15 protein-coding genes are annotated in these 18,399 nt (G+C 69.2%); 4 read left to right on the top strand and 11 right to left on the bottom strand.

What is annotated here, in order from left to right:
- Window positions 1-345: 345 nt before the first annotated feature.
- Together ACFWXC_RS28730 and ACFWXC_RS28725 are read right to left on the bottom strand one after the other, a co-directional pair.
- Window positions 346-1,011 carry an HAD family hydrolase gene (locus tag ACFWXC_RS28730; protein WP_384483190.1) on the bottom strand — a complete coding sequence of 222 codons (666 nt, stop codon included), beginning with the start codon at window positions 1,009-1,011 and terminating at the stop codon, window positions 346-348.
- Window positions 1,012-1,102: 91 nt separating this feature from the next.
- Complete coding sequence (locus ACFWXC_RS28725) at window positions 1,103-1,618, bottom strand: DUF6912 family protein (RefSeq protein WP_384483189.1); 516 nt, start codon at window positions 1,616-1,618, stop codon at window positions 1,103-1,105.
- Between the two features lie 327 nt (window positions 1,619-1,945).
- On the opposite strand from ACFWXC_RS28725, the gene ACFWXC_RS28720 reads away from it, so the two are divergent.
- Window positions 1,946-2,407: an Rv3235 family protein gene (locus ACFWXC_RS28720; RefSeq protein WP_384483188.1), complete on the top strand. Its 462-nt coding sequence runs from the start codon at window positions 1,946-1,948 to the stop codon at window positions 2,405-2,407.
- 483 nt (window positions 2,408-2,890) lie between these two features.
- Here the strand turns inward: ACFWXC_RS28720 and secA are convergent, their stop codons facing one another.
- The gene (gene secA / locus ACFWXC_RS28715) at window positions 2,891-5,737 is read right to left on the bottom strand and encodes a preprotein translocase subunit SecA (protein ID WP_384483187.1); all 2,847 of its coding nucleotides are present in this window, start codon (window positions 5,735-5,737) and stop codon (window positions 2,891-2,893) included.
- 346 nt (window positions 5,738-6,083) lie between these two features.
- Here secA and ACFWXC_RS28710 point away from each other — a divergent pair, with 346 nt between their 5' ends.
- The gene (locus ACFWXC_RS28710; protein WP_384483186.1) at window positions 6,084-6,659 is read left to right on the top strand and encodes a GNAT family N-acetyltransferase; all 576 of its coding nucleotides are present in this window, start codon (window positions 6,084-6,086) and stop codon (window positions 6,657-6,659) included.
- 49 nt (window positions 6,660-6,708) lie between these two features.
- Entirely contained in the window at window positions 6,709-7,899 is a 1,191-nt protein-coding gene (locus tag ACFWXC_RS28705) for a winged helix-turn-helix domain-containing protein (protein WP_384483185.1), read from the top strand.
- Between the two features lie 15 nt (window positions 7,900-7,914).
- Here the strand turns inward: ACFWXC_RS28705 and ACFWXC_RS28700 are convergent, their stop codons facing one another.
- The 3 genes from ACFWXC_RS28700 to ACFWXC_RS28690 all read right to left on the bottom strand — a co-directional run bounded on the left by ACFWXC_RS28700 (window position 7,915) and on the right by ACFWXC_RS28690 (window position 10,773).
- A complete protein-coding gene (locus tag ACFWXC_RS28700; protein ID WP_384483184.1) occupies window positions 7,915-8,661 on the bottom strand; it encodes a response regulator in 747 nt (248 codons plus the stop codon).
- Between the two features lie 206 nt (window positions 8,662-8,867).
- Window positions 8,868-9,560, bottom strand: a complete 693-nt coding sequence (hpf, locus tag ACFWXC_RS28695) for a ribosome hibernation-promoting factor, HPF/YfiA family (protein ID WP_384483183.1) — start codon at window positions 9,558-9,560, stop codon at window positions 8,868-8,870.
- 316 nt (window positions 9,561-9,876) lie between these two features.
- Window positions 9,877-10,773 (bottom strand): ComF family protein, encoded by an 897-nt coding sequence (locus ACFWXC_RS28690; RefSeq protein WP_384483182.1) that lies wholly within the window; start codon window positions 10,771-10,773, stop codon window positions 9,877-9,879.
- Window positions 10,774-11,049: 276 nt separating this feature from the next.
- Here ACFWXC_RS28690 and ACFWXC_RS28685 point away from each other — a divergent pair, with 276 nt between their 5' ends.
- A complete protein-coding gene (locus ACFWXC_RS28685) occupies window positions 11,050-11,385 on the top strand; it encodes a hypothetical protein (protein WP_384483181.1) in 336 nt (111 codons plus the stop codon).
- A 79-nt stretch (window positions 11,386-11,464) separates the two neighbouring features.
- Here ACFWXC_RS28685 and ACFWXC_RS28680 read toward each other — a convergent pair whose 3' ends face one another.
- The 5 genes from ACFWXC_RS28680 to ACFWXC_RS28660 all read right to left on the bottom strand — a co-directional run bounded on the left by ACFWXC_RS28680 (window position 11,465) and on the right by ACFWXC_RS28660 (window position 17,477).
- Window positions 11,465-13,303 (bottom strand): LpqB family beta-propeller domain-containing protein, encoded by a 1,839-nt coding sequence (locus ACFWXC_RS28680; protein ID WP_384483180.1) that lies wholly within the window; start codon window positions 13,301-13,303, stop codon window positions 11,465-11,467.
- On the bottom strand, window positions 13,293-15,353 hold the full coding sequence (mtrB, locus tag ACFWXC_RS28675) for an MtrAB system histidine kinase MtrB (RefSeq protein ID WP_384483179.1): 2,061 nt from the start codon (window positions 15,351-15,353) through the stop codon (window positions 13,293-13,295). Before mtrB ends, ACFWXC_RS28680 begins: the two co-directional genes overlap by 11 nt.
- A gap of 1 nt (window position 15,354) precedes the next feature.
- Window positions 15,355-16,044, bottom strand: coding sequence for a two-component system response regulator MtrA (gene mtrA / locus ACFWXC_RS28670; protein ID WP_187284748.1), 690 nt, complete (start codon window positions 16,042-16,044; stop codon window positions 15,355-15,357).
- 156 nt (window positions 16,045-16,200) lie between these two features.
- Window positions 16,201-16,530, bottom strand: coding sequence for a hypothetical protein (locus tag ACFWXC_RS28665; protein WP_384483178.1), 330 nt, complete (start codon window positions 16,528-16,530; stop codon window positions 16,201-16,203).
- An 8-nt stretch (window positions 16,531-16,538) separates the two neighbouring features.
- Window positions 16,539-17,477, bottom strand: a complete 939-nt coding sequence (locus ACFWXC_RS28660) for a restriction endonuclease (RefSeq protein WP_384483177.1) — start codon at window positions 17,475-17,477, stop codon at window positions 16,539-16,541.
- Between the last annotated feature and the right edge of the window lie 922 nt (window positions 17,478-18,399).

Here is an 18,399-nt window from a genome sequence, read left to right as displayed (position 1 = left end):
GACGCTATGCCGCAGGGTGAGACGAGCGGGGGGTATTCGGCCATTCTCGACATGCCCCGAGGGTGTGACGTCGCTCTCGGCGACGCCGCTACCAGGGCAGTCCTGGGTGCCCTCCGCCCGCGAAGACCAGCGACCGCCGCCCGGTCACGGAGGTGTTCCGTGCTCACCGGGCGCAGGGCAGGGGCACCGAGGCCCCCGCGAACTATCGCGCTGATCACGCCACCAAGGCTATCGCTCCTCACCCGGGAGCCGTCATGAGCCGTATGTGTACAAAACAGGGGGTGGAACTTTGACGTTCTGCACAGCGACGCGGCGCTCGCCCGCCACCCCCCGCCCCTCCACCACTCACGCCACCAGCCGCTCCGCCTCCTCGACCGCCTCCGCCAGTGAGTCCACGACCGGCACTCCGACCTCTTCCAGGCTCGCCCTGCCGTGCGACCCCCCGGTGTACAGCACCGCCTTCGCCCCCACAGCCTGCGCAGCCACCGCGTCGTCCGCCGCGTCCCCGATCACCACGGTCCGCCCGGGCCGCACGTCCTCGAGTGACCGCAGATGCCGCACCATGTGCTCGGCCTTGCTGCCCCCGGACGGCCCGACCCGCCCCTCGACCCGTATGAAGTGCGGCTCGATGCCGAATCCCCGCACCAGCGGTACGAGTTCGTCATGCGTGTACATGCTCAGCAGCGACTGGCTGCGCCCCGCCGCGATCCACTCCGTCAGCAGTTCGGCGGCTCCGTCGGTCAGCCCGCACAGCCCCCGGTGCTCGGCGTAGTACCTGTGGAAGATCACGTCCATGACCTCCCACTCGGCGTCGGTCGGCAGCCGCCCCATCAGCCGCTCGTAGAACTTCGGCACCGGCACGCAGTACAGCGCCCGGTACTGCTCCAGCGTGATCGGCTCCAGGCCCAGCTCGGCCGAGGCCGCGTTCGTCGCCCCGATGATCGCGTCGTTGTCGTGGAACAGCGTCCCGTTCCAGTCCCAGACGATGTGTGCGCTTTCGTGCTTCCCCATGCCAAAAACGCTACCCGCCGCCACTGACAATCAAGACCGCTGACACATCACCGCAGGTCACAGGCGTCCGGCTGGGCCCCGTGGACCCCGCTCAGCCGCCCAGTCCCACCAGGTTCGGGATCTCCTGCGTCGCGTACCAGAGCAGCTCGTGGTCCTCGGCCCCGTCCACGACGAACTGCGCGTCGTCGTCCCCGCCGTCCGCCGCCACAAGCGCTCCGGCCGCCGCGGCCACGTCCGCCTCCGCGTCGTCGGAGTCGACGTGCACCGCGGCCGCCTTGGCCAGCGCCACCGTCCCGGCCACCCGCACCTCGCCCAGCGCCGCCGGGTCGAGCCCGCGGTCCGGGTCGGCCGCCGCCGTGCCGTCGGGGACGTCCACGGCGACCACGACCCGGCGACGCATCGCGCCCGGGTCGGCGGCCAGCAGCCGCAGCGAGGCGAGCGCGGCCCGGTTCAGCGCGGCGTACTCCAGTTCCTCGATGTCGTCGGAGAGGTACCACTCGCGCAGCGCGGGCGTGACGGCGTAGGCGGCGAACGGACCGGTCCCCAGCTCGCCCGTCTTGTGCGCCTCGGCGAGCCCGGGGAGGGTCAGGGGGACGTAGACGCGCATGGGTGGCCGCTCTCTTCCGGACTCTTCGACTCTGCGTCTCCCGAAGGCCGTAGCGCCTCCCGGAGGGCCTTCAGGATACGTGCGGGCGTCCCCTTTCGAGTCCCGGGCGGTGACGCCGGGGGCGTCCACCCGGCGCCCGGTGATTCACCCGGTGCCGCCGCCCGCCCAGAGGGTTTCCCGCACCCCCGATCACTCGGATAGGTGAACCCTCCCGGGCTCCCGACACGGGCCGCCACCGCCTTGCTGCCGCCGTCCCGGCCCCCGTACAAGATCCCCAACCGCAAGTTACCGCCCGGTACCCGCCGGGCCCGCCGAACGGGGATCCCCATGAACAAGGTCATGACCAGGACCGCCCAGCTCCGCCCGGGCACCCGCCCGCCCGGCCGCCGCGACTCCCGCCGTCCCGGCGTGCCCTCCTCCCGCAGGCCGCTGACGCCTCCGGCGGCCCCGCCGAGCCCGCGCCCCACCGATCTCTTCGCGGAGCGTCTGCTGGCCGTCCTCAGCGGCCGCCGCCCCGTCCACTGGATGCTCCGGCACACGGCGGGACCCGCCTACGACGACCTGGCCCGCCTCGCCGAACGCGGCCCCCTGCGCACCCGCGGCACCGATCCCGTCGTCCGCGACATCGGCTACTACGTCCCCCGCACCGGCGCCCTGGAGGTCTTCGCCCGCATCGCCGCGGGCGACCGGCTGCGCGCCATGGCCTTCCGCCTGGAACAGGGCCCCGACCTGCGCTGGCGCTGCACAGCAGTGGAACTGGGCGGCCCCCGCACACCGCACGGCGACTAACCCGAGAACCGCGCCCCGGAGAACCGACGTACTGGCGGGCAAGCCGGGGCTGCGAGGCCCCTTCCCCGAGGGCTGGGCCACGACGGGGGCGAACACCCCAGGCGGTAGGGCTGAGCCCACGACAGGGGCAGCCAGCGTCCCAGGGCGTGAGACCGGGCCCACGCAGGGGCAGCCAACGCCTCAGGCCCCCAGGCACAAACCGAAAGCTCACCGCACCCCCGCCACGAGCCAAAGGCCGCCGAACACCCGGGCATCAACCGAAAGCCACCGAACCTCGCCCCCCCCAAGCCGAAGGCCCGCCAAACCCCGGTCACGGCGAAGCCCACCGCCCCCGGCTACGAGCCGCAGGCCCACACCCCGGCCTCAAGCAGAAGACCCACCGAACCCCGGTCACAAACCCAAGGCCCACCGAACCCCGGCCACAAACCGAAGGGCCGGCCCCCCTCTCGGGGTGGCCGGCCCTGGTGGGCGCTGTCGGTGCCGTTACTTCCGGCGGCGGCGGCTGCCCTTCGCCTGCTTGCGGCGCTCCGCGCGGGTGAGGCCGTCCGCCTCGGAGCGGGCCGGCTCCTCGTCGTCGTAGTCGAACTCGCCCTCGACGATGCCGCCCTCGCCGTCCACGGTGGCCGCCGAGAAGTGCATGCCCCGCCGCTGCGGCGCCTCCAGGCCCTTCGCCCGGATCTCGGGACGCGAGCCCGCCTGGGCCGGCACCGAGTCCTGGACGCCCTCCGCGACCGCCTCGGCGTCCTCGACCGGGACCTCCTCGACCTGCTGCTCGACCTGGACCTCCAGGTTGAACAGGTAGCCGACGGACTCCTCCTTGATGCCGTCCATCATCGCGGTGAACATGTCGAAGCCCTCGCGCTGGTACTCGACCAGCGGGTCCTTCTGGGCCATCGCGCGCAGGCCGATGCCCTCCTGGAGGTAGTCCATCTCGTAGAGGTGCTCGCGCCACTTGCGGTCGAGGACCGAGAGCACGACCCGGCGCTCCAGCTCACGCATGATCTCGGAGCCGAGCTGCGTCTCCCGCGACGCGTACTGCTCGTGGATGTCGTCCTTGATGGACTCGGAGATGTACTCGGCGGTCAGACCGGCCCGGTCGCCGGCCGCCTCCTCCAGCTCGTCGATGGTCACCTTGACCGGGTAGAGCTGCTTGAAGGCGCCCCACAGGCGGTCGAGGTCCCAGTCCTCGGGGAAGCCCTCGGCGGTCTCGGCGCCGATGTACGCGTCGATCGTGTCGTCCATGAAGTGCTGGATCTGCTCCTGCAGGTCCTCGCCCTCCAGGACGCGCCGGCGCTCGCCGTAGATGACCTCACGCTGGCGGTTGAGCACCTCGTCGTACTTCAGAACGTTCTTACGCGTTTCGAAGTTCTGCTGCTCGACCTGCGACTGCGCGGACGCGATCGCGCGGGTGACCATCTTGTTCTCGATCGGCACGTCGTCCGGCACGTTGGCCATCGACATCACGCGCTCGACCATCTGGGCCTTGAACAGGCGCATCAGGTCGTCGCCGAGGGAGAGGTAGAAGCGGGACTCACCCGGGTCGCCCTGACGGCCGGAACGACCGCGCAGCTGGTTGTCGATCCGGCGCGACTCGTGCCGCTCGGTGCCGAGGACGTAGAGGCCGCCGAGATCCTTGACCTCTTCGAACTCGGCCTTCACCGCCCGCTCGGCCTTCTCCAGGGCGGAGGGCAGGGCCTGCGCCCACTCCTCGATGTGCTCCTCGGGGTCGAGGCCGCGCTGGCGCAGCTCCGCCTCGGCGAGGTCGTCCGGGTTGCCGCCGAGCTTGATGTCCGTACCACGGCCGGCCATGTTGGTGGCCACCGTCACGGCACCCTTGCGGCCGGCCTGCGCGACGATCGACGCCTCCCGCTCGTGGTGCTTGGCGTTGAGCACCTCGTGCTGGATGCCGCGCTTGGAGAGCTGCTGCGAGAGGTACTCCGACTTCTCGACGGAGGTCGTGCCGACGAGGATCGGCTGGCCCTTCTCGTGCTTCTCCGCGATGTCGTCGACGACCGCCTCGAACTTGGCGACCTCGGTGCGGTAGATCAGGTCGGACTGGTCCTTGCGGACCATCGGCCGGTTCGTCGGGATCGGGACCACGCCGAGCTTGTAGATCTGGTGGAACTCGGCGGCCTCGGTCATGGCCGTACCGGTCATGCCGGACAGGCCGGGCTGTTCCTTGTCGCTGTGGTCGTGGCGCTTGTAGAGGCGGAAGAAGTTCTGCAGGGTGATCGTGGCGAGGGTCTGGTTCTCGTCCTTGATGTCCACCCCTTCCTTCGCCTCGATCGCCTGGTGCATGCCCTCGTTGTAGCGGCGGCCGGCGAGGATACGGCCGGTGTGCTCGTCGACGATCATGACCTCGCCGTCCATGACGACGTAGTCCTTGTCCTTCTTGAAGAGCTCCTTCGCCTTGATGGCGTTGTTCAGGTAGCCCACCAGAGGCGTGTTCACCGACTCGTAGAGGTTGTCGATGCCCAGCCAGTCCTCGACCTTGGAGACACCGGACTCGTGGATCGCGACCGTGCGCTTCTTCTCGTCGACCTCGTAGTCGCCGGTCTCCTCGACGCCCTTGAGCGGGTTGCCGGCCTCGCCCCTCTTCAGGCGCAGGACCAGCTTGGCGAAGTCGCCGTACCACTTGGTGGCCTGGTCGGCCGGGCCGGAGATGATCAGCGGCGTACGGGCCTCGTCGACCAGGATGGAGTCGACCTCGTCGACGATCGCGAAGTTGTGGCCGCGCTGGACCAGCTCGTCCTGCGCCCACGCCATGTTGTCGCGCAGGTAGTCGAAGCCGAACTCGTTGTTCGTGCCGTACGTGATGTCCGCCGCGTACTGCTCGCGGCGCTGGGCCGGCGACATGTTGGCGAGGATGCAGCCGACGCTCAGGCCCAGGAACTTGTGGACGCGGCCCATCATCTCGGAGTCGCGCTCGGCCAGGTAGTCGTTGACCGTGATGAGGTGGACGCCCTTGCCCGACAGTGCGTTGAGGTACGCGGGCAGGGTGCCGACGAGGGTCTTGCCCTCACCGGTCTTCATCTCGGCCACATAGCCGAGGTGCAGGGCCGCGCCACCCATGATCTGCACGTCGTAGTGACGCTGGCCGAGGGCGCGCTTGGCGGCCTCGCGGACGGTGGCGAACGCCTCGGGGAGCAGGTCGTCGAGGCTCTCTCCGTCGGCGTAGCGCTGCTTGTACTCATCGGTGAGGGCACGCAGCTCGGCGTCGGAGAGGTCGACGAAGTCCTCTTCGATGGAGTTGACCTGGTCCGCGATGCGGTGCAGCTTGCGCAGGATCTTGCCTTCGCCTGCACGCATGATCTTCGAGAGGACGGACACGGGGGTTTGTCTCCTTGCCGGTCGGGCCTGGGACGGTCGGTTTCCATTGGACGTACTGAGCAACGGCCATCGTATGCGAGGACCCGGCCGCGCCGGGAGGCCTGGCGGCCCGACGGCCGTCCGCCGCTTTCCCGAGGGCTCCGCGAGCCCCCTTCGTGTGACTCTTCCGGGTGGGTATTCGGTTGTGCCGGGTGGTGTCGCCAGGTTTTGCCGTTTCATAAAGGACAACGGCCCGGGCACGCGGATAGTGCCGCGTCCCGGCGAGGAATTGCGCGAAACGTGATCACCCGGTCACGGAACGCGAAAGGGATGGCGTCCCGGGCGCCGGGCCGCGCAGAATCGGCCGATGGAACCCGTCACGCTCACCACGCCCCGTCTGCTCCTGCGCACGGTCGGCCCGCAGGACACCGAAGCGGTGTACACGGCCGTCCAGGACCCCGACATCCAGCGCTGGACGACGATTCCCTCGCCCTACCTCCCGGAACACGCCCGGAGCTTCACGGAGCAGATGGTCCCCGACGGCTGGTCCGAGGGTTCGATGTTCACCTTCGGCGTCTTCGTGCCCACGGGGGAGCTGGCCGGGATGCTCGCCCTGACCATGCGCTCCCTCGGCGTGGCCGAGGTGGGTTTCTGGACCGCCAAGGAGCACCGCGGCCGCGGCTACACCACCGAGGCCACCCTCACGGCCGCCCGCTGGGGGTTCACGCGGCTGGCGATCGACCGGGTCGAGTGGCGTGCCGAGGTCGGCAACCAGGGCTCCCGCGCGGTCGCGGAACGCGCCGGTTTCACCGTCGAGGGCACCCTCCGCTCCGCGCTCAACAACAAGGGCGTGCGACGCGACTGCTGGGTGGGCTCCCTGCTCCCGTCGGACCTGGGCCTGCCCTCGGCCGCGCCCTATCTGCCGACCCCGTCGCAGGGGTGAATGCCCAGGTCGCAACCGACTGTCAGTGCCACCCTCTATCGTCCGGGCCATGACGACCTTCCCGCGCCCCACCGCCGCCCTCTCGGCGGACGAAGCCCGTCGTATCGCCCTGAGGGCACAGGGTTTCCTCGGCGCCCCCGACCGCCGCTCGGGCGTCCGGGGCGTGCTCCGCCACCTCGGCGCGGTCCAGCTCGACACCATCTCGGTCCTCGCCCGCTCCCACGAACTCATCCCGTACGCCCGCCTGGGCGCCGTCGGCCGCAAGACGGTCGAGACCGCCTACTGGACGGACACGCACGCGTTCGAGTACTGGTCGCACGCGGCCTGCATCCTGCCCATCGAGGAGTGGCCGCACTTCGCCTTCCGCCGCCGCGCCTACCGCGACCGCCCGCACTGGAGCCACGAACTCCCCGACGGCGCCTACGACCAGGTCATCAAGCAGCTGCGCACCGAAGGTCCGCTGACCGCCACGGAGTTGGGCGGCGCGAAGAAGACCAGCGAGTGGTGGGACTGGTCCGGCACCAAGGTCGCCGTGGAGCGCGCGCTGATGTACGGCGAGGTGGTGTGCGTCCAGCGGCGCGGCTGGAAGCGGGTGTACGACCTCGCCGAGCGCGCGGTCCCGGACACGCTGCTGCACGACGATCTGGACGACACCGAGTGCCTGCGCCGCCTGGTCCGGCTGGCCGGTCAGTCGCTGGGCGTCGGCACGCGCGCGGACATCGCCGACTACCACCGGCTCAAGGGCGAACAGGTCGACGCGGTGATCGCCGACTCGGGCCTGGTCCCGGTGGAGGTGGAGGGCTGGTCCAAGCCCGCCTGGGCGGACCCGGCGGCCCTGGCCACACCTCCGCGCGGCCGGCACCGTACGACCCTGCTCTCCCCCTTCGACTCCCTGATCTGGGACCGGGCGCGCACCGAGCGGATCTTCGGCTTCACCCACCGCCTGGAGGCGTACGTCCCGAAGCCGAAGCGGGTGTACGGCTACTACGCGATGCCGGTGCTGGCCGGCGGCCGCCTGGTGGGCCGGGTGGACCCGGCGCGTGAGCGGGGCGACGTCCTGGTGGCCCGCCAGGTCTCGCTGGACGGCCCGAAGGCGGTTCCGGCGGTGGCGGAGGCGCTCGTCGAGGCGGCGAGCTGGGTGAACTGCACGACGGTACGGGTGGAGCGGGTGGACGCCCCGGAACTGCGCGAGCCGCTCGTCCGGGAAGTCACCCGCGCGCTGGCGACCGCGCTGCGCTGACCGGCGTCTGCGGCCTCAGCGGATCTCCAGGATCTTCTCCCGCATCGCGTAGACCACCGCCTCCATCCTGGAGTGCAGCTGCAGCTTCTCCAGGATGTTGCGCACATGGTTCTTCACGGTGTTCTCGGAGATGAACAACTCTTTCGCGATATCGCGGTTGTTCATGCCCGTGGCGACGAGTTTGAGCACTTCGAGTTCACGGTCGGTGAGCCGTGGCGCCGGCACCAGCCGGCGCTCGTCGGTGCGCTGGATCATCGACTTGAACTCGGTGAGGAGTTTCGACGCCATGGACGGGCTGATCTGCGACTGCCCGTCGGCCACCGCGCGAATGGCGGTGGCCACCTCGTCGGTCGAGATCTCCTTGAGGAGATATCCGGTCGCGCCCGCCTTGATCGCGTCGTAGAGATCGGCCTCTTCGTCGCTGATCGTCAGCATGATGATCTTCGCGCTGGGTGCGACCTCCTTGATGGAGGTGCAGGCCTCGATACCGCCGCGTTTGGGCATCCGGACATCCATCAGCACGATGTCCGGCAGCAGGTCGGCGGCCTTGTCGACGGCCTCGGCGCCGTCGCCCGCCTCCCCTACGACCTGGATGTCCTCCTCGGCGGCGAGCACGATCTCCAGGCCGCGGCGGAAAAGGGCGTGGTCGTCCACGACAAGGACTCTGATCGGTTCCTTGCGCGAGGTGTCTCCCACGTCCGGGCCCAGGCCGACGACGCCGCCGTCGGCGTCGTCCTGCATCGGTCCGAAGCTGTCCGCCATCGTTCCTCCCCCTGAAGGCTGTGGCCTGTGGTGCTGTGCCATCGCCAACCCAAGGCAGCGGCCCATCGGTTGGGCCGTTGCGGCCATGATTCCATGCCCGGGTGACAACGCGGTGCCGGAGCGGGGCGCGAAGTGGTCGCGCACCGGTGCCCCCGGGGGCGCACACACGCTTCCAGGGGCACAGGTCCTGCTGCCGGGCGGGCGGCTCAGCCGCCCAGTGTGCCTCCCGCCGCCGGGGGTTGCGCCTGGGCCACCATCGGGTCCGTGCTGAGGTGGATGACGCCGTAGTCGTACGCGTGCCGCCGGTAGACGACGCTCGGCTCCTTGGTCTCGGAGTCGACGAACAGGTAGAAGTCGTGTCCGACCAGTTCCATCTCGTAGAGGGCCTGGTCGAGGCTCATCGGGGAGGCGACGTGGGTCTTCTCGCGGACGACGAGGGGGCCTTCGCCCTTCACCTCCAGGGAGCCCATCTTCTTGGTGGGCACACCGTCGGGCTCTTCCTCATGGACGGGGCTGCCGTTCCCGTTGAGCGTCGCCGCGTCCGGGACGTGGTCGGGGACCTCGGCGGCCGAGATCCGCTGTGCGCCGCGGCGCGAGAACCGCTTGTCGTGCTGCTTGCGCAGCCGCGCGTCCAGCTTCTCCGCCGCCAGGTCGAGTGCCGCGTACGGGTCGCTGGCCGCTGCCTCCGCCCGGATCACCGGACCGCGGGAGCGGAGCGTGATCTCCACTCGGTCGCAACGGTCGGCCTGTCGGGGGTTGGGCTCCTTGGACACCTCGACGTCGAGGCTGATCACCTTGCCGTCGAGCTTCTGGATCTTCTCCAGCTTCAGCTTCTCGGCCACGTGCTTGCGGAACCGCTCGGGCACCTCGGTCTTGCGGCCCTTGACGACGATGTCCACGCAGAACTCCGTTCCCGGAGCGCTCCGCTCCACTGGCGGAGCATCTCCCTTTTTGCACCCGACTCCGGTGAACCCCGGAGCCTCGGACTCGGCGACTTCACCTCCTCCTCCCCCATGGGCAAGATGTGCACCCCAGCACCGCGATGATTACGGAAAACCCGCGGCACGGCATTCGGATACGGGAGGCATGGCCTGCGGCTTTCTCCCTCACAACCGAACATATCTCGCCCGGACGGATGTCGTCACCCTCTACTGATGCGTACCTCCATTCAGGTGAATTGGCCCGGTCACTACCTGCAACGATGAGCGCTCACAGTCAGTTCCGGTTCATTTCGAAAGAATCCGGTGCGGCCGCGACCACAGCCGCGCGGATCGGCCACGTGGGGGCGTTCCCCTCGGCCATTCCCGGTGCGTCCCGTGTCCACTTCGCCCGCTCTTCCCTCGGTCCGGCGATCCGTTCCTCCCTACCTTCCCAAGCCGCGCGCCGATACACGGCCGTTGTCTCCTCTCCTGCCCCCGTGGGCGCCGTCGCCTCCCGTACCGCACGCGCCGCCTCCGCGAGGGTGGCGCCGGTCGTGACGAGGTCGTCGACGAGGACGACGGGGCCGCCCGCGAGCAGCCGGGCACCGCCCGCCGTCACCGCCAGCGCACCGTCGATGTTCGCCAGCCGCTGCCGCGAGTTGAGCCCCGACTGGTCGGCCACGACCCGCCGCTGCCGCAGTACCGGGGCCACCCGGGCCGGAGCCCCGGTGCGCCGCAGCTCCGTGGCCGCCGCGAGAGCGATCCGGCGCACCGGATCGTGTCCGCGCGCCCGCACGGCCCACGGCGCGGAGGGCACCGGGACCAGAAGCACCGGCCCGGTCGCACGGGCACCACCCGGCGTATCGCCCCGCGGGGCGACGATCCGCGCGGTCGGGTCCTCCCGGAGCCCGATCCGCACCGCTCCCGCCAGAGCCGCGCCCAGGGCCCCGGCGAGCGCCAGTGCGCCCCGTTCCTTGTGGGCGAGGAGAGCCGCCCGCACCTCGTCCGCGTAGGGCGCCGCCGCATGCACCGCCGGCAGCCCGGGCGGCTCCGGCACCGGTCGCACCCGGCGCGGCACGGCCCCGGTCAGGGCGGCACGGCACTCGGCACAGAGGACCGTGCGAGGCATTCCACAGCCTCCGCACTCGGCCGGTAGCACCAGGTCGGTCAGTTCCTGCCACCACCCCCGCATGACCACCACTGTGCCAACGGCTCAGCCGGTCGGCCACCCCTGTGGATAACCGGCGCCGATGCGTTCCCGCCGCCGCGGCGCACCCTCGGGGGAAGATCGACAAAATCGCTTGCGACAGGACCGACCGCGTCGGTAATTTACAGAAAGCTTGAACATGTACACGACCAATACATGACGCCAACAGACACGATGCCGACAGGCAGATCAGGGGGAATCCCGATGAAGGGACGCATCGCCGCGACACTCGCAGGCACAGCCGGTGCGATTGTCATGCTCATGCCCACTCAGGCCCAGGCCTCCCCGGTGTGGGTCACCAACCCGACCGATGCCGCTCAGGGCACGATCGACAAGGACACCATGAACGCCGGCGTCCGTGACATCAAGGCCGACGGCCAGAGCGCGGTGACGCGCTGGCAGGCACGGACCAGTAGCGGCACCGTCCTCGACAAGGACGACTGCGTGGACTCCAACGGCGCCAACAACGGCTACGTGGGGTGTCACGTCTACCTCGGTGGCGCCTACTTCTTCATCAAGGTCTGCACACGCGACTTCAGCAACGACATCGGCTACGAGGGGTGCACCTCCTGGGAAGCCTACGGGTGGGCGAAGTAACCGGTCCCCACAGCGGGCTCGGTGCCGAAGCGGTCCGTCGGTTCGTCCGGCGGGCCGCTTCGGCATTGCCTCCCCAGCGCTACCCCGGATAGACCGGCGCCGACCCGTCCTTGACCACCTTCTGCCACTCCGCCCCGGACGGCAGCCGGATGATCCCGTCGTCCTGCGAGTCGGCCACCAGCGGCGCCCGGTCGTTCTCGGACGCGGCGATCGCCAGAACGCCCGTGAGGGCCGCCGGCGCCTGTTCGTCCAGCGTGGAGCCGTCGACCTGGACGTACCGCGTCTGCTGCACTCCGCCCTTCTGACGCCCGACCACCACAAGCTGGCTGGCCCCCGCCCAGGAGATGGCGGTGACCTCCTCGGAGCCGGGGGTGGCGTCGCGCAGTTCGTGGACCGAGACCTCCTGCTGATCGTCGGACCTGGTGCGCTCGATCCGCCCGATGAACAGGGATTGCTTGCCGCCCTTCTCCACGACGAGCGCGATCCGCACCCCGTCGGCGGCGACCCGCACGTCCTTGATACGGCCGTCCAGCTCGGGAATCTGCACGGCCAGCGGCCGGCCCGAGCCATGCGTCAGCACATACAGCTGCGGACGGTCGGGGTTCCGGTCGGCCACCCACAGGTCGCCCCGGGCATCCCAGCTCGGCTTCGTCAGCCGGTCGTCCGCGGTCGCCCCCTGGCTGGACACCACCGGGGCGCCGAGCTCACTGTCCGACACGATCGAGGTGACGTACAGCGCCTTGCCGTCGCTGCTCACGCCGGCCGCGGTGCTCTCGTCGCGGGCGACCGCCACCGACCGAAGCGGCTTGGTGCCCGTACCGAACGCACCGGACACCGCGACGACCGTGGTGCCGGTGCTGCCGGTCGGCATCCGCACCAGCCGGTGCTTGGCGTCGAGGTAGTACAGGTAGCCGGGCCGCTTGGTGGTTGCGCGCCAAGCGGTCGTATCTGCCTGCTGCTCGTTGACCTCGCACATCGGGGAGCCGCCGGCACCCTCCAGTGCTACCGAGTCCACGGTGGTCGTCAGATTCCGCAGCGTGAACATCAACTGCGTCGCCATCTCGGTGCACCTGCCCGAGCCGACCTTGGACGCCTTGATGTTCAGCGGCACGGTGAGCCGGTTCCGGTCGTCGGGCGTCAGCCCGGACACGCCCTTCCTCAGTTTCGTACCGGTCGGGAAACTCGACCGGACCACCGGACTGAGCCAGGTGGTGGGCCCGTTGAGCAGCGAACGCACGACCTGGGTCACGGCATCCACCTGGCTGCGTACGTAGACGGGGTCGGCGACCGCCACCGGCTGCCCGCTCGTCTCGTCCGAGGTGTCCGACGCGAAGTAGTACTTGTCGACGGACGTGTAGCGGCGCTGGAAGTCGGACTTACCTATCACGACACCCTGCGGCAGTGAGTCGATCCGCCACTGACCGGTCTTCGCGTCCTTCGTCAGATGCACCTTCTGGCTGTACGGCCCCTCGGCGGGCGTGTACGACTGCTCCGCGTCGACGGTGGCGACCTCGCCGCCCCCGAGCATGTACGTGATGCTGTCCGGGTCCTCCCGGCCGGCCGACCGCGAGTCGGTCTGGATGCTCGGCCCGTTCGCCAGCACCATGGCCTGCGCGTCCGGCTGCCAGGTCTTCGCCGCGCCCGTGGTCAGGTACTTCCGGGCCGTGTCGTAGTGCGGATCGTCGCTGGTCAGAGCCTCCAGGAAGCCCTGGACTATCGCGGTGGCCGAGGCGTCCTGCTGCGGCGGCATGGCGAAGACCCGCACCTGTGTGTCCTGCCGCGGCGTGGACTCGACATCCCGCAGGTCGCCGCTGTCCGGCATGGAGGCGCAGCCCCCCAGCACTACAGCTCCGCAGATGGCGTACACCACCGCGCGCACCGACGTGCGCCGGGCGCTCCGCTCGCGGTCAGCGCCCACGAAATGCCTCCCCTGACTTGTTCGACTCGTCCGGTGTGGCGGCGCTCCCGTCGCCCGCCAAGCCGGTCTCGGGCGTGCCCTCCAGGTGCCGTGCGCCGCCGGTCGGCCGGGGCACCACGCGCGCGCCGTTGCCGGGCAGCGCGGTCGGGTCGGCGGTGGCGGTCACGGTGGCCGGCCGCTGCGCTATCGGAGCGAGCGGCGACGTCTGACCGCCGCCGTGCTGCACCGGGACGGTCGCCCGCTTGTCCGCATCGCCGCGCGGCAGAGCGGCGTCACTGAGACCCCGGTTGCGCCGGGAATCCTTGGGCTCCAGCGGTATCGGCGAGCCTCGCAGTGGCTCGTCGGCGGTCCTCGGCAACGTCAGCCGGAACTGCGAGCCGCCGCCCGGCTCGCCCCACGCCTGCAGCCATCCGCCGTGCAGCCGCGCGTCCTCCAGGGCGATCGACAGCCCCAGACCCGTACCACCGGTGGTACGCGCGCGTGCCGGGTCCGCCCGCCAGAAGCGGCTGAAGACCCGGGTCGCCTCACCGGGCTTGAGCCCGACGCCGTAGTCGCGCACCGCGACCGCGACCGCACCGCCGGCCGCGGCCAGCTTCACGACGACGTCCTTGCCCTCACCGTGCTCCACGGCGTTGACGACGAGGTTGCGCAGCACCCGCTCCACGCGCCGGGCGTCCGCCTCGGCCACCACGGGCTGCTGGTCGCCGACCACACGTATGTGCGTCCCCTTGCGCTCCGCGAGCGGCTCGGCCCCGCTGACCACCCGCCGTACGACCTGCCTGAGGTCTATCGGCTCGGCCTCCAGCGCAGCGGCGCCCGCGTCGAAGCGGCTGATCTCCAGCAGGTCGGCGAGCAGCGACTCGAACCGGTCCAGCTGGTCGGCAAGCAGTTCCGCCGACCGTGCGGTCACCGGATCGAAGTCCTCACGGGCCTCGTGGATGACGTCCGCGGCCATCCGTACGGTCGTCAGCGGCGTCCGCAGTTCGTGCGAGACATCGGACACGAACCGGCGCTGCATCCGCGACAGGTCCTCCAGCTGCTGGATCTTCAGCTGGAGGTTCTGCGCCATCTTGTTGAAGGCCTCGCCAAGACGCGCGATGTCGTCCTCGCCGGTGACCTTCATCCGCTCCTGCAGCCGTCCCGCCGACAACCGCTCGGCGATCCCGGCCGCCATCCGCACCGGCGTGACGACCTGCCGCACGACGAGCCAGGCGATGGCTCCGAGGAGTACGACCACGAAGAGCCCTGCGGTCGCCAGCGTGCCCTTGACCAGGCTGAGGGACTTCTCTTCCTGGGTGAGCGGGAAGAGGAAGTACAGCTGGTACGGGTCGCCGTTCGGGTCGTTGACCTGCTTGCCGATGACCAGGGCGGGCTGCGACTGCTTGTCGCTGTCCCAGTAGATGATGCGGGTGTAGCTCTGAGCGGCCACCGCGCCGCCGTTGATCCGCGTGCGCAGCTCCTCCGGCACGCTCGCCGTCGGGTCCACATGGCCGGAGCCGCGCGGGCTGCGCCCGCCGCCGCTGTTGTCGCCCGCAGGCAGCGTCACCACATCGAAGGCTCCCTGGCCGCCGCTGGAGAGGGACTCGACGAGGTCGCTCATCCACTGGATGACGTTCTGCGACTGCCGTCCGCCCGCCGACGCGGCGGTGTCACCGGTGCCGGTCGCGGCCTCGTCGGCCTTCTGCTTGGCCACCGCGAAACCGCCGGTGGCCTGGCTCTGCGAGGCCTTCACCTTGGCGTCGAGCAAGCCGTTGCGCACCTGCCCGATGACGACGAATCCGAGCAGCAGAACGACGCCCAGCGACATCAGCAGGGTCGTGGCGACGACCTTGAGCTGGATGTTGCGCCGCCACAGCCGCATGACCGGCAGCAGCGGCCTGCGCACCCAGCGCATGAACAGCCGCAGCACCGGGCTGCCCTGGACCCCGCCCTGCAGCAGCCCGCCCTCGAAGAGCTGCGCCCAGCGCGAACCGGGCCTCTTGCCGCCGACAGACCGCCCCGGACGGTCCCCGGACCGGCCGGGGGCCGAAGCGGCACTGTCCCCGGACATGTCAGCTCGGCCCGGCCTTGTATCCGACACCACGGACGGTCACCACGATCTCCGGCCGCTCCGGGTCCTTCTCGACCTTGGAGCGCAGCCGCTGGACGTGAACGTTGACGAGACGGGTGTCCGCCGCGTGCCGGTAGCCCCAGACCTGCTCCAGGAGCACCTCACGCGTGAACACCTGCCACGGCTTACGGGCGAGCGCGACCAGCAGGTCGAACTCCAGCGGGGTCAGCGCGATCGACTGCCCGTCCCGCTTCACCGAGTGCCCGGCCACGTCGATGACCAGGTCACCTATGGCGAGCTGCTCCGGCGCCGGCTCCTCCGACCTGCGCAGCCGGGCCCGGATCCGGGCGACCAGCTCCTTCGGCTTGAACGGCTTCACGATGTAGTCGTCCGCGCCCGACTCCAGGCCCACGACCACATCGACGGTGTCGCTCTTCGCCGTGAGCATCACGATCGGCACCCCGGACTCCGCCCTGATCAGGCGGCACACCTCGATGCCGTCCCGGCCGGGCAGCATCAGATCCAGCAGCACCAGATCGGGCTTGCTCTCCCGGAAAGCGGCCAGCGCCTTGTCGCCGTCGGCTACGAAAGACGGCTCAAAACCTTCACCACGCAACACAATGCCGAGCATCTCGGCCAGTGCGGTGTCGTCGTCGACGACAAGGACTCGTCCCTTCATAAACGACATCATCCCATTCTCATAACAGTGAAGGTTGCGCAGGTGACCAGGCTCACCGGCCAGTGACCATAGTCGCAGGGGGCCGTCACTGTCTGCCCCTGTCCGCCGACGTTGATGTCAGCTGTGGATGTCAGCCTCGACAGCCGGCGGGGACGCATGAGCTCGCTCTTACTCTTCGATCAAGTCGTCGGCCACGGCACGGATGAACTCAACGAGGTCGGCCTCCTGGGGAGGAATGCGCGTAGGGTGCCGTGCCGCGAACACCGTGTAGTAGCGCTGGACACGTCGACGAACATCACGCTCCCTAGCCTCCGAGTCGGCCAGAGCAAGCACCACTCGCCCGGGCTCGCCGTAGGCCCGAACCGGCCGACCGTGGCCGTCGTAGCCTTCGAAAAACTCGTCCACTGATCCGATCAGATCGTTGGCCAGGGCGGGGTCGTACACGACGAACATGCGGCCGTCCTCGTCAAAGAGCAGGACGGGATCAGCCGGATCCATTGCCGGCATCATGGCAGCAGCTCCGGCTCGGTGCAGTGGAAGCTCTTACCCTGCGGCCAGATGAAGGCCTCTCCTAGGCTGGTGACAAGCTCAACTAGGTCCTTCCTCGGTTCGCTCGGCACCAAGATCGCTCGGTGCTCCACGTTCAAGAAGCGGCTGTAGTCAGCAAGCTGCCCGATGGCCATTCGCACGTTCTCCCTGGTGACACTGCCTTTGGCCTCGATGAGGAGACCCAGTCCTGGGACATAGAGGTCAGTTAGAAGGGGACGGCTCTCACCGGGGGGCAAGATGCGATGCCGACTCACCTGGTAGCCCCTGGCCCGTAGAAAGTCGCTGAACTGCAGGACCAGCTTCCCCTCACGCCGCTCCGCTTCATACGGCTCGCGGTTCGGATCCACGAACGACTTCTCGGTCTCGTGCTGCTCAATGTCAACCTGCGTGACCGTTCCAACCTGGCTTGCCAGGAGTCTCCCCAACCTGGTGCCTGGCTCCTGGGCCGGCGCATCAACGGGACGAAGCTTGAAGACGATGACTTTCCGCAGCGGACCATCGCCTGTCTCGGGGGCGTCAGCTTCGTACCAGCCGTCCGCCTCGAACTCGCCGAGGTAGGTGACCTTGCCGCGGGCGCCCTGAAACACCCGCAGCGCTCGCCCTTCGGCCTTGTGGTTAAGGATGCTGGCGTTCCCCGACAACATCCGTTGGTCGCCGTACTGGCCCTCCCCGCTGTAGTGGAAAAGGCCGTCAGGCATCCAACCGTCGTAGTAGCCGTGCTTCTCCCCGGCGATCGGGTCCGTGAAGATCATCACGTTCGGCGTCCTGGCCGATGGCCCGATGCCGCCCTGAGTCCGCCCTCCGTACTTGGCGTGAAGCAGCTTGCGCTCGATGACCTGACCAGGCTGAAGGTCCCACTCAAAGACCTGAGGGGCCCCGGAGCCCACCTCCGTCACGTTTCGCTCTCCTCCTCGGCACGGTTCCACGGCTGATCGTAGTGTACTCTGACCACACGATGTCCGAATCGGATACCAAAAAACGGCATCCGATTCGGATGTTAGAGCTCCGACGAAGGGAAACCTCGGAACGAAATAATGAATTGCCAGTGGGCTCGCCCACCATTGCTGCAACTGGCACACCGTCAAATGCCAGACGCGGCGGGTATGCTGTGGCCGCCTTGCTCTTTACCGATCCAGCGCCTCACCGAACGTGCGGTCGAGGTACCCGGCTCGCCGGGGGGAACCACTCAGGTAAGGAGTAGGGATGGAGAAGCGGGAGCCTGAACAGCAGAAGGAGCATCCCGGTCATGGTCCCGACCCGCGATGGGCGAGGATTTTGATCGCCGTTCTGACGGCTGTTGCGGCTGTCGCAGGCTGCGTGGAGCAGCTGGCGCGCTAGCGCCGTGAGTTGAAGTGGTGTGCCGGACGATGGGCAGACAGGCTGCACAAGCAGCGGGTCCGACCGTCGCTTACTCGGCCGGACCCGCTCCAACAACTCCATGCACAAGCCCGGTCCTGGTCTAGGCCCCAGGGCCGGGCTCCTGTGCGTAGAGCCTGCTCGCGACCCGCCCTTCGACGTTTCTACTGTCGAAGTCGAAGTGAAAAGTACACCTCACGGGTCTATAACCCAGACTATAGCCCGCAGGTCCTAGCAGGTCCTAGCAGGTCCTCACAGGTTTTGAGGATCTCAAATGGCATTGTCAAGCGATACCGGGCATCTGATTGCGCCCGCACCTGCGGTTCTTCCTCAACCACCCCCCAGCTCCCATCCCGTCTGCCGTCGGCCCACACACCGTGGAGCGGGCGTGGTTCATGGCGTCCAGGTGGAGCGCGCCACTGTACGAACGACCTGGACGCCATGGGCCGCGTCTGCTCGGCT

Source organism: Streptomyces sp. NPDC058683 (assembly GCF_042716195.1).
GTDB lineage: Bacteria > Actinomycetota > Actinomycetes > Streptomycetales > Streptomycetaceae > Streptomyces.
Note: the sequence above shows the minus strand (reverse complement) of the source record. Positions and strands in the feature narration are given on the sequence as shown.

Excerpts from the sequence above, each read along its gene's own strand:
- ACFWXC_RS28730 (WP_384483190.1), bottom strand. The coding sequence starts at position 1,011 with ATGGGGAAGCACGAAAGCGCACACATCGTCTGGGACTGGAACGGGACG.
- ACFWXC_RS28725 (WP_384483189.1), bottom strand. The coding sequence starts at position 1,618 with ATGCGCGTCTACGTCCCCCTGACCCTCCCCGGGCTCGCCGAGGCGCAC.
- ACFWXC_RS28720 (WP_384483188.1), top strand. The coding sequence starts at position 1,946 with ATGAACAAGGTCATGACCAGGACCGCCCAGCTCCGCCCGGGCACCCGC.
- ACFWXC_RS28710 (WP_384483186.1), top strand. The coding sequence starts at position 6,084 with ATGGAACCCGTCACGCTCACCACGCCCCGTCTGCTCCTGCGCACGGTC.
- ACFWXC_RS28705 (WP_384483185.1), top strand. The coding sequence starts at position 6,709 with ATGACGACCTTCCCGCGCCCCACCGCCGCCCTCTCGGCGGACGAAGCC.
- ACFWXC_RS28700 (WP_384483184.1), bottom strand. The coding sequence starts at position 8,661 with ATGGCGGACAGCTTCGGACCGATGCAGGACGACGCCGACGGCGGCGTC.
- ACFWXC_RS28690 (WP_384483182.1), bottom strand. The coding sequence starts at position 10,773 with ATGCGGGGGTGGTGGCAGGAACTGACCGACCTGGTGCTACCGGCCGAG.
- ACFWXC_RS28685 (WP_384483181.1), top strand. The coding sequence starts at position 11,050 with ATGCCCACTCAGGCCCAGGCCTCCCCGGTGTGGGTCACCAACCCGACC.
- mtrB (WP_384483179.1), bottom strand. The coding sequence starts at position 15,353 with ATGTCCGGGGACAGTGCCGCTTCGGCCCCCGGCCGGTCCGGGGACCGT.
- mtrA (WP_187284748.1), bottom strand. The coding sequence starts at position 16,044 with ATGATGTCGTTTATGAAGGGACGAGTCCTTGTCGTCGACGACGACACC.
- ACFWXC_RS28665 (WP_384483178.1), bottom strand. The coding sequence starts at position 16,530 with ATGGATCCGGCTGATCCCGTCCTGCTCTTTGACGAGGACGGCCGCATG.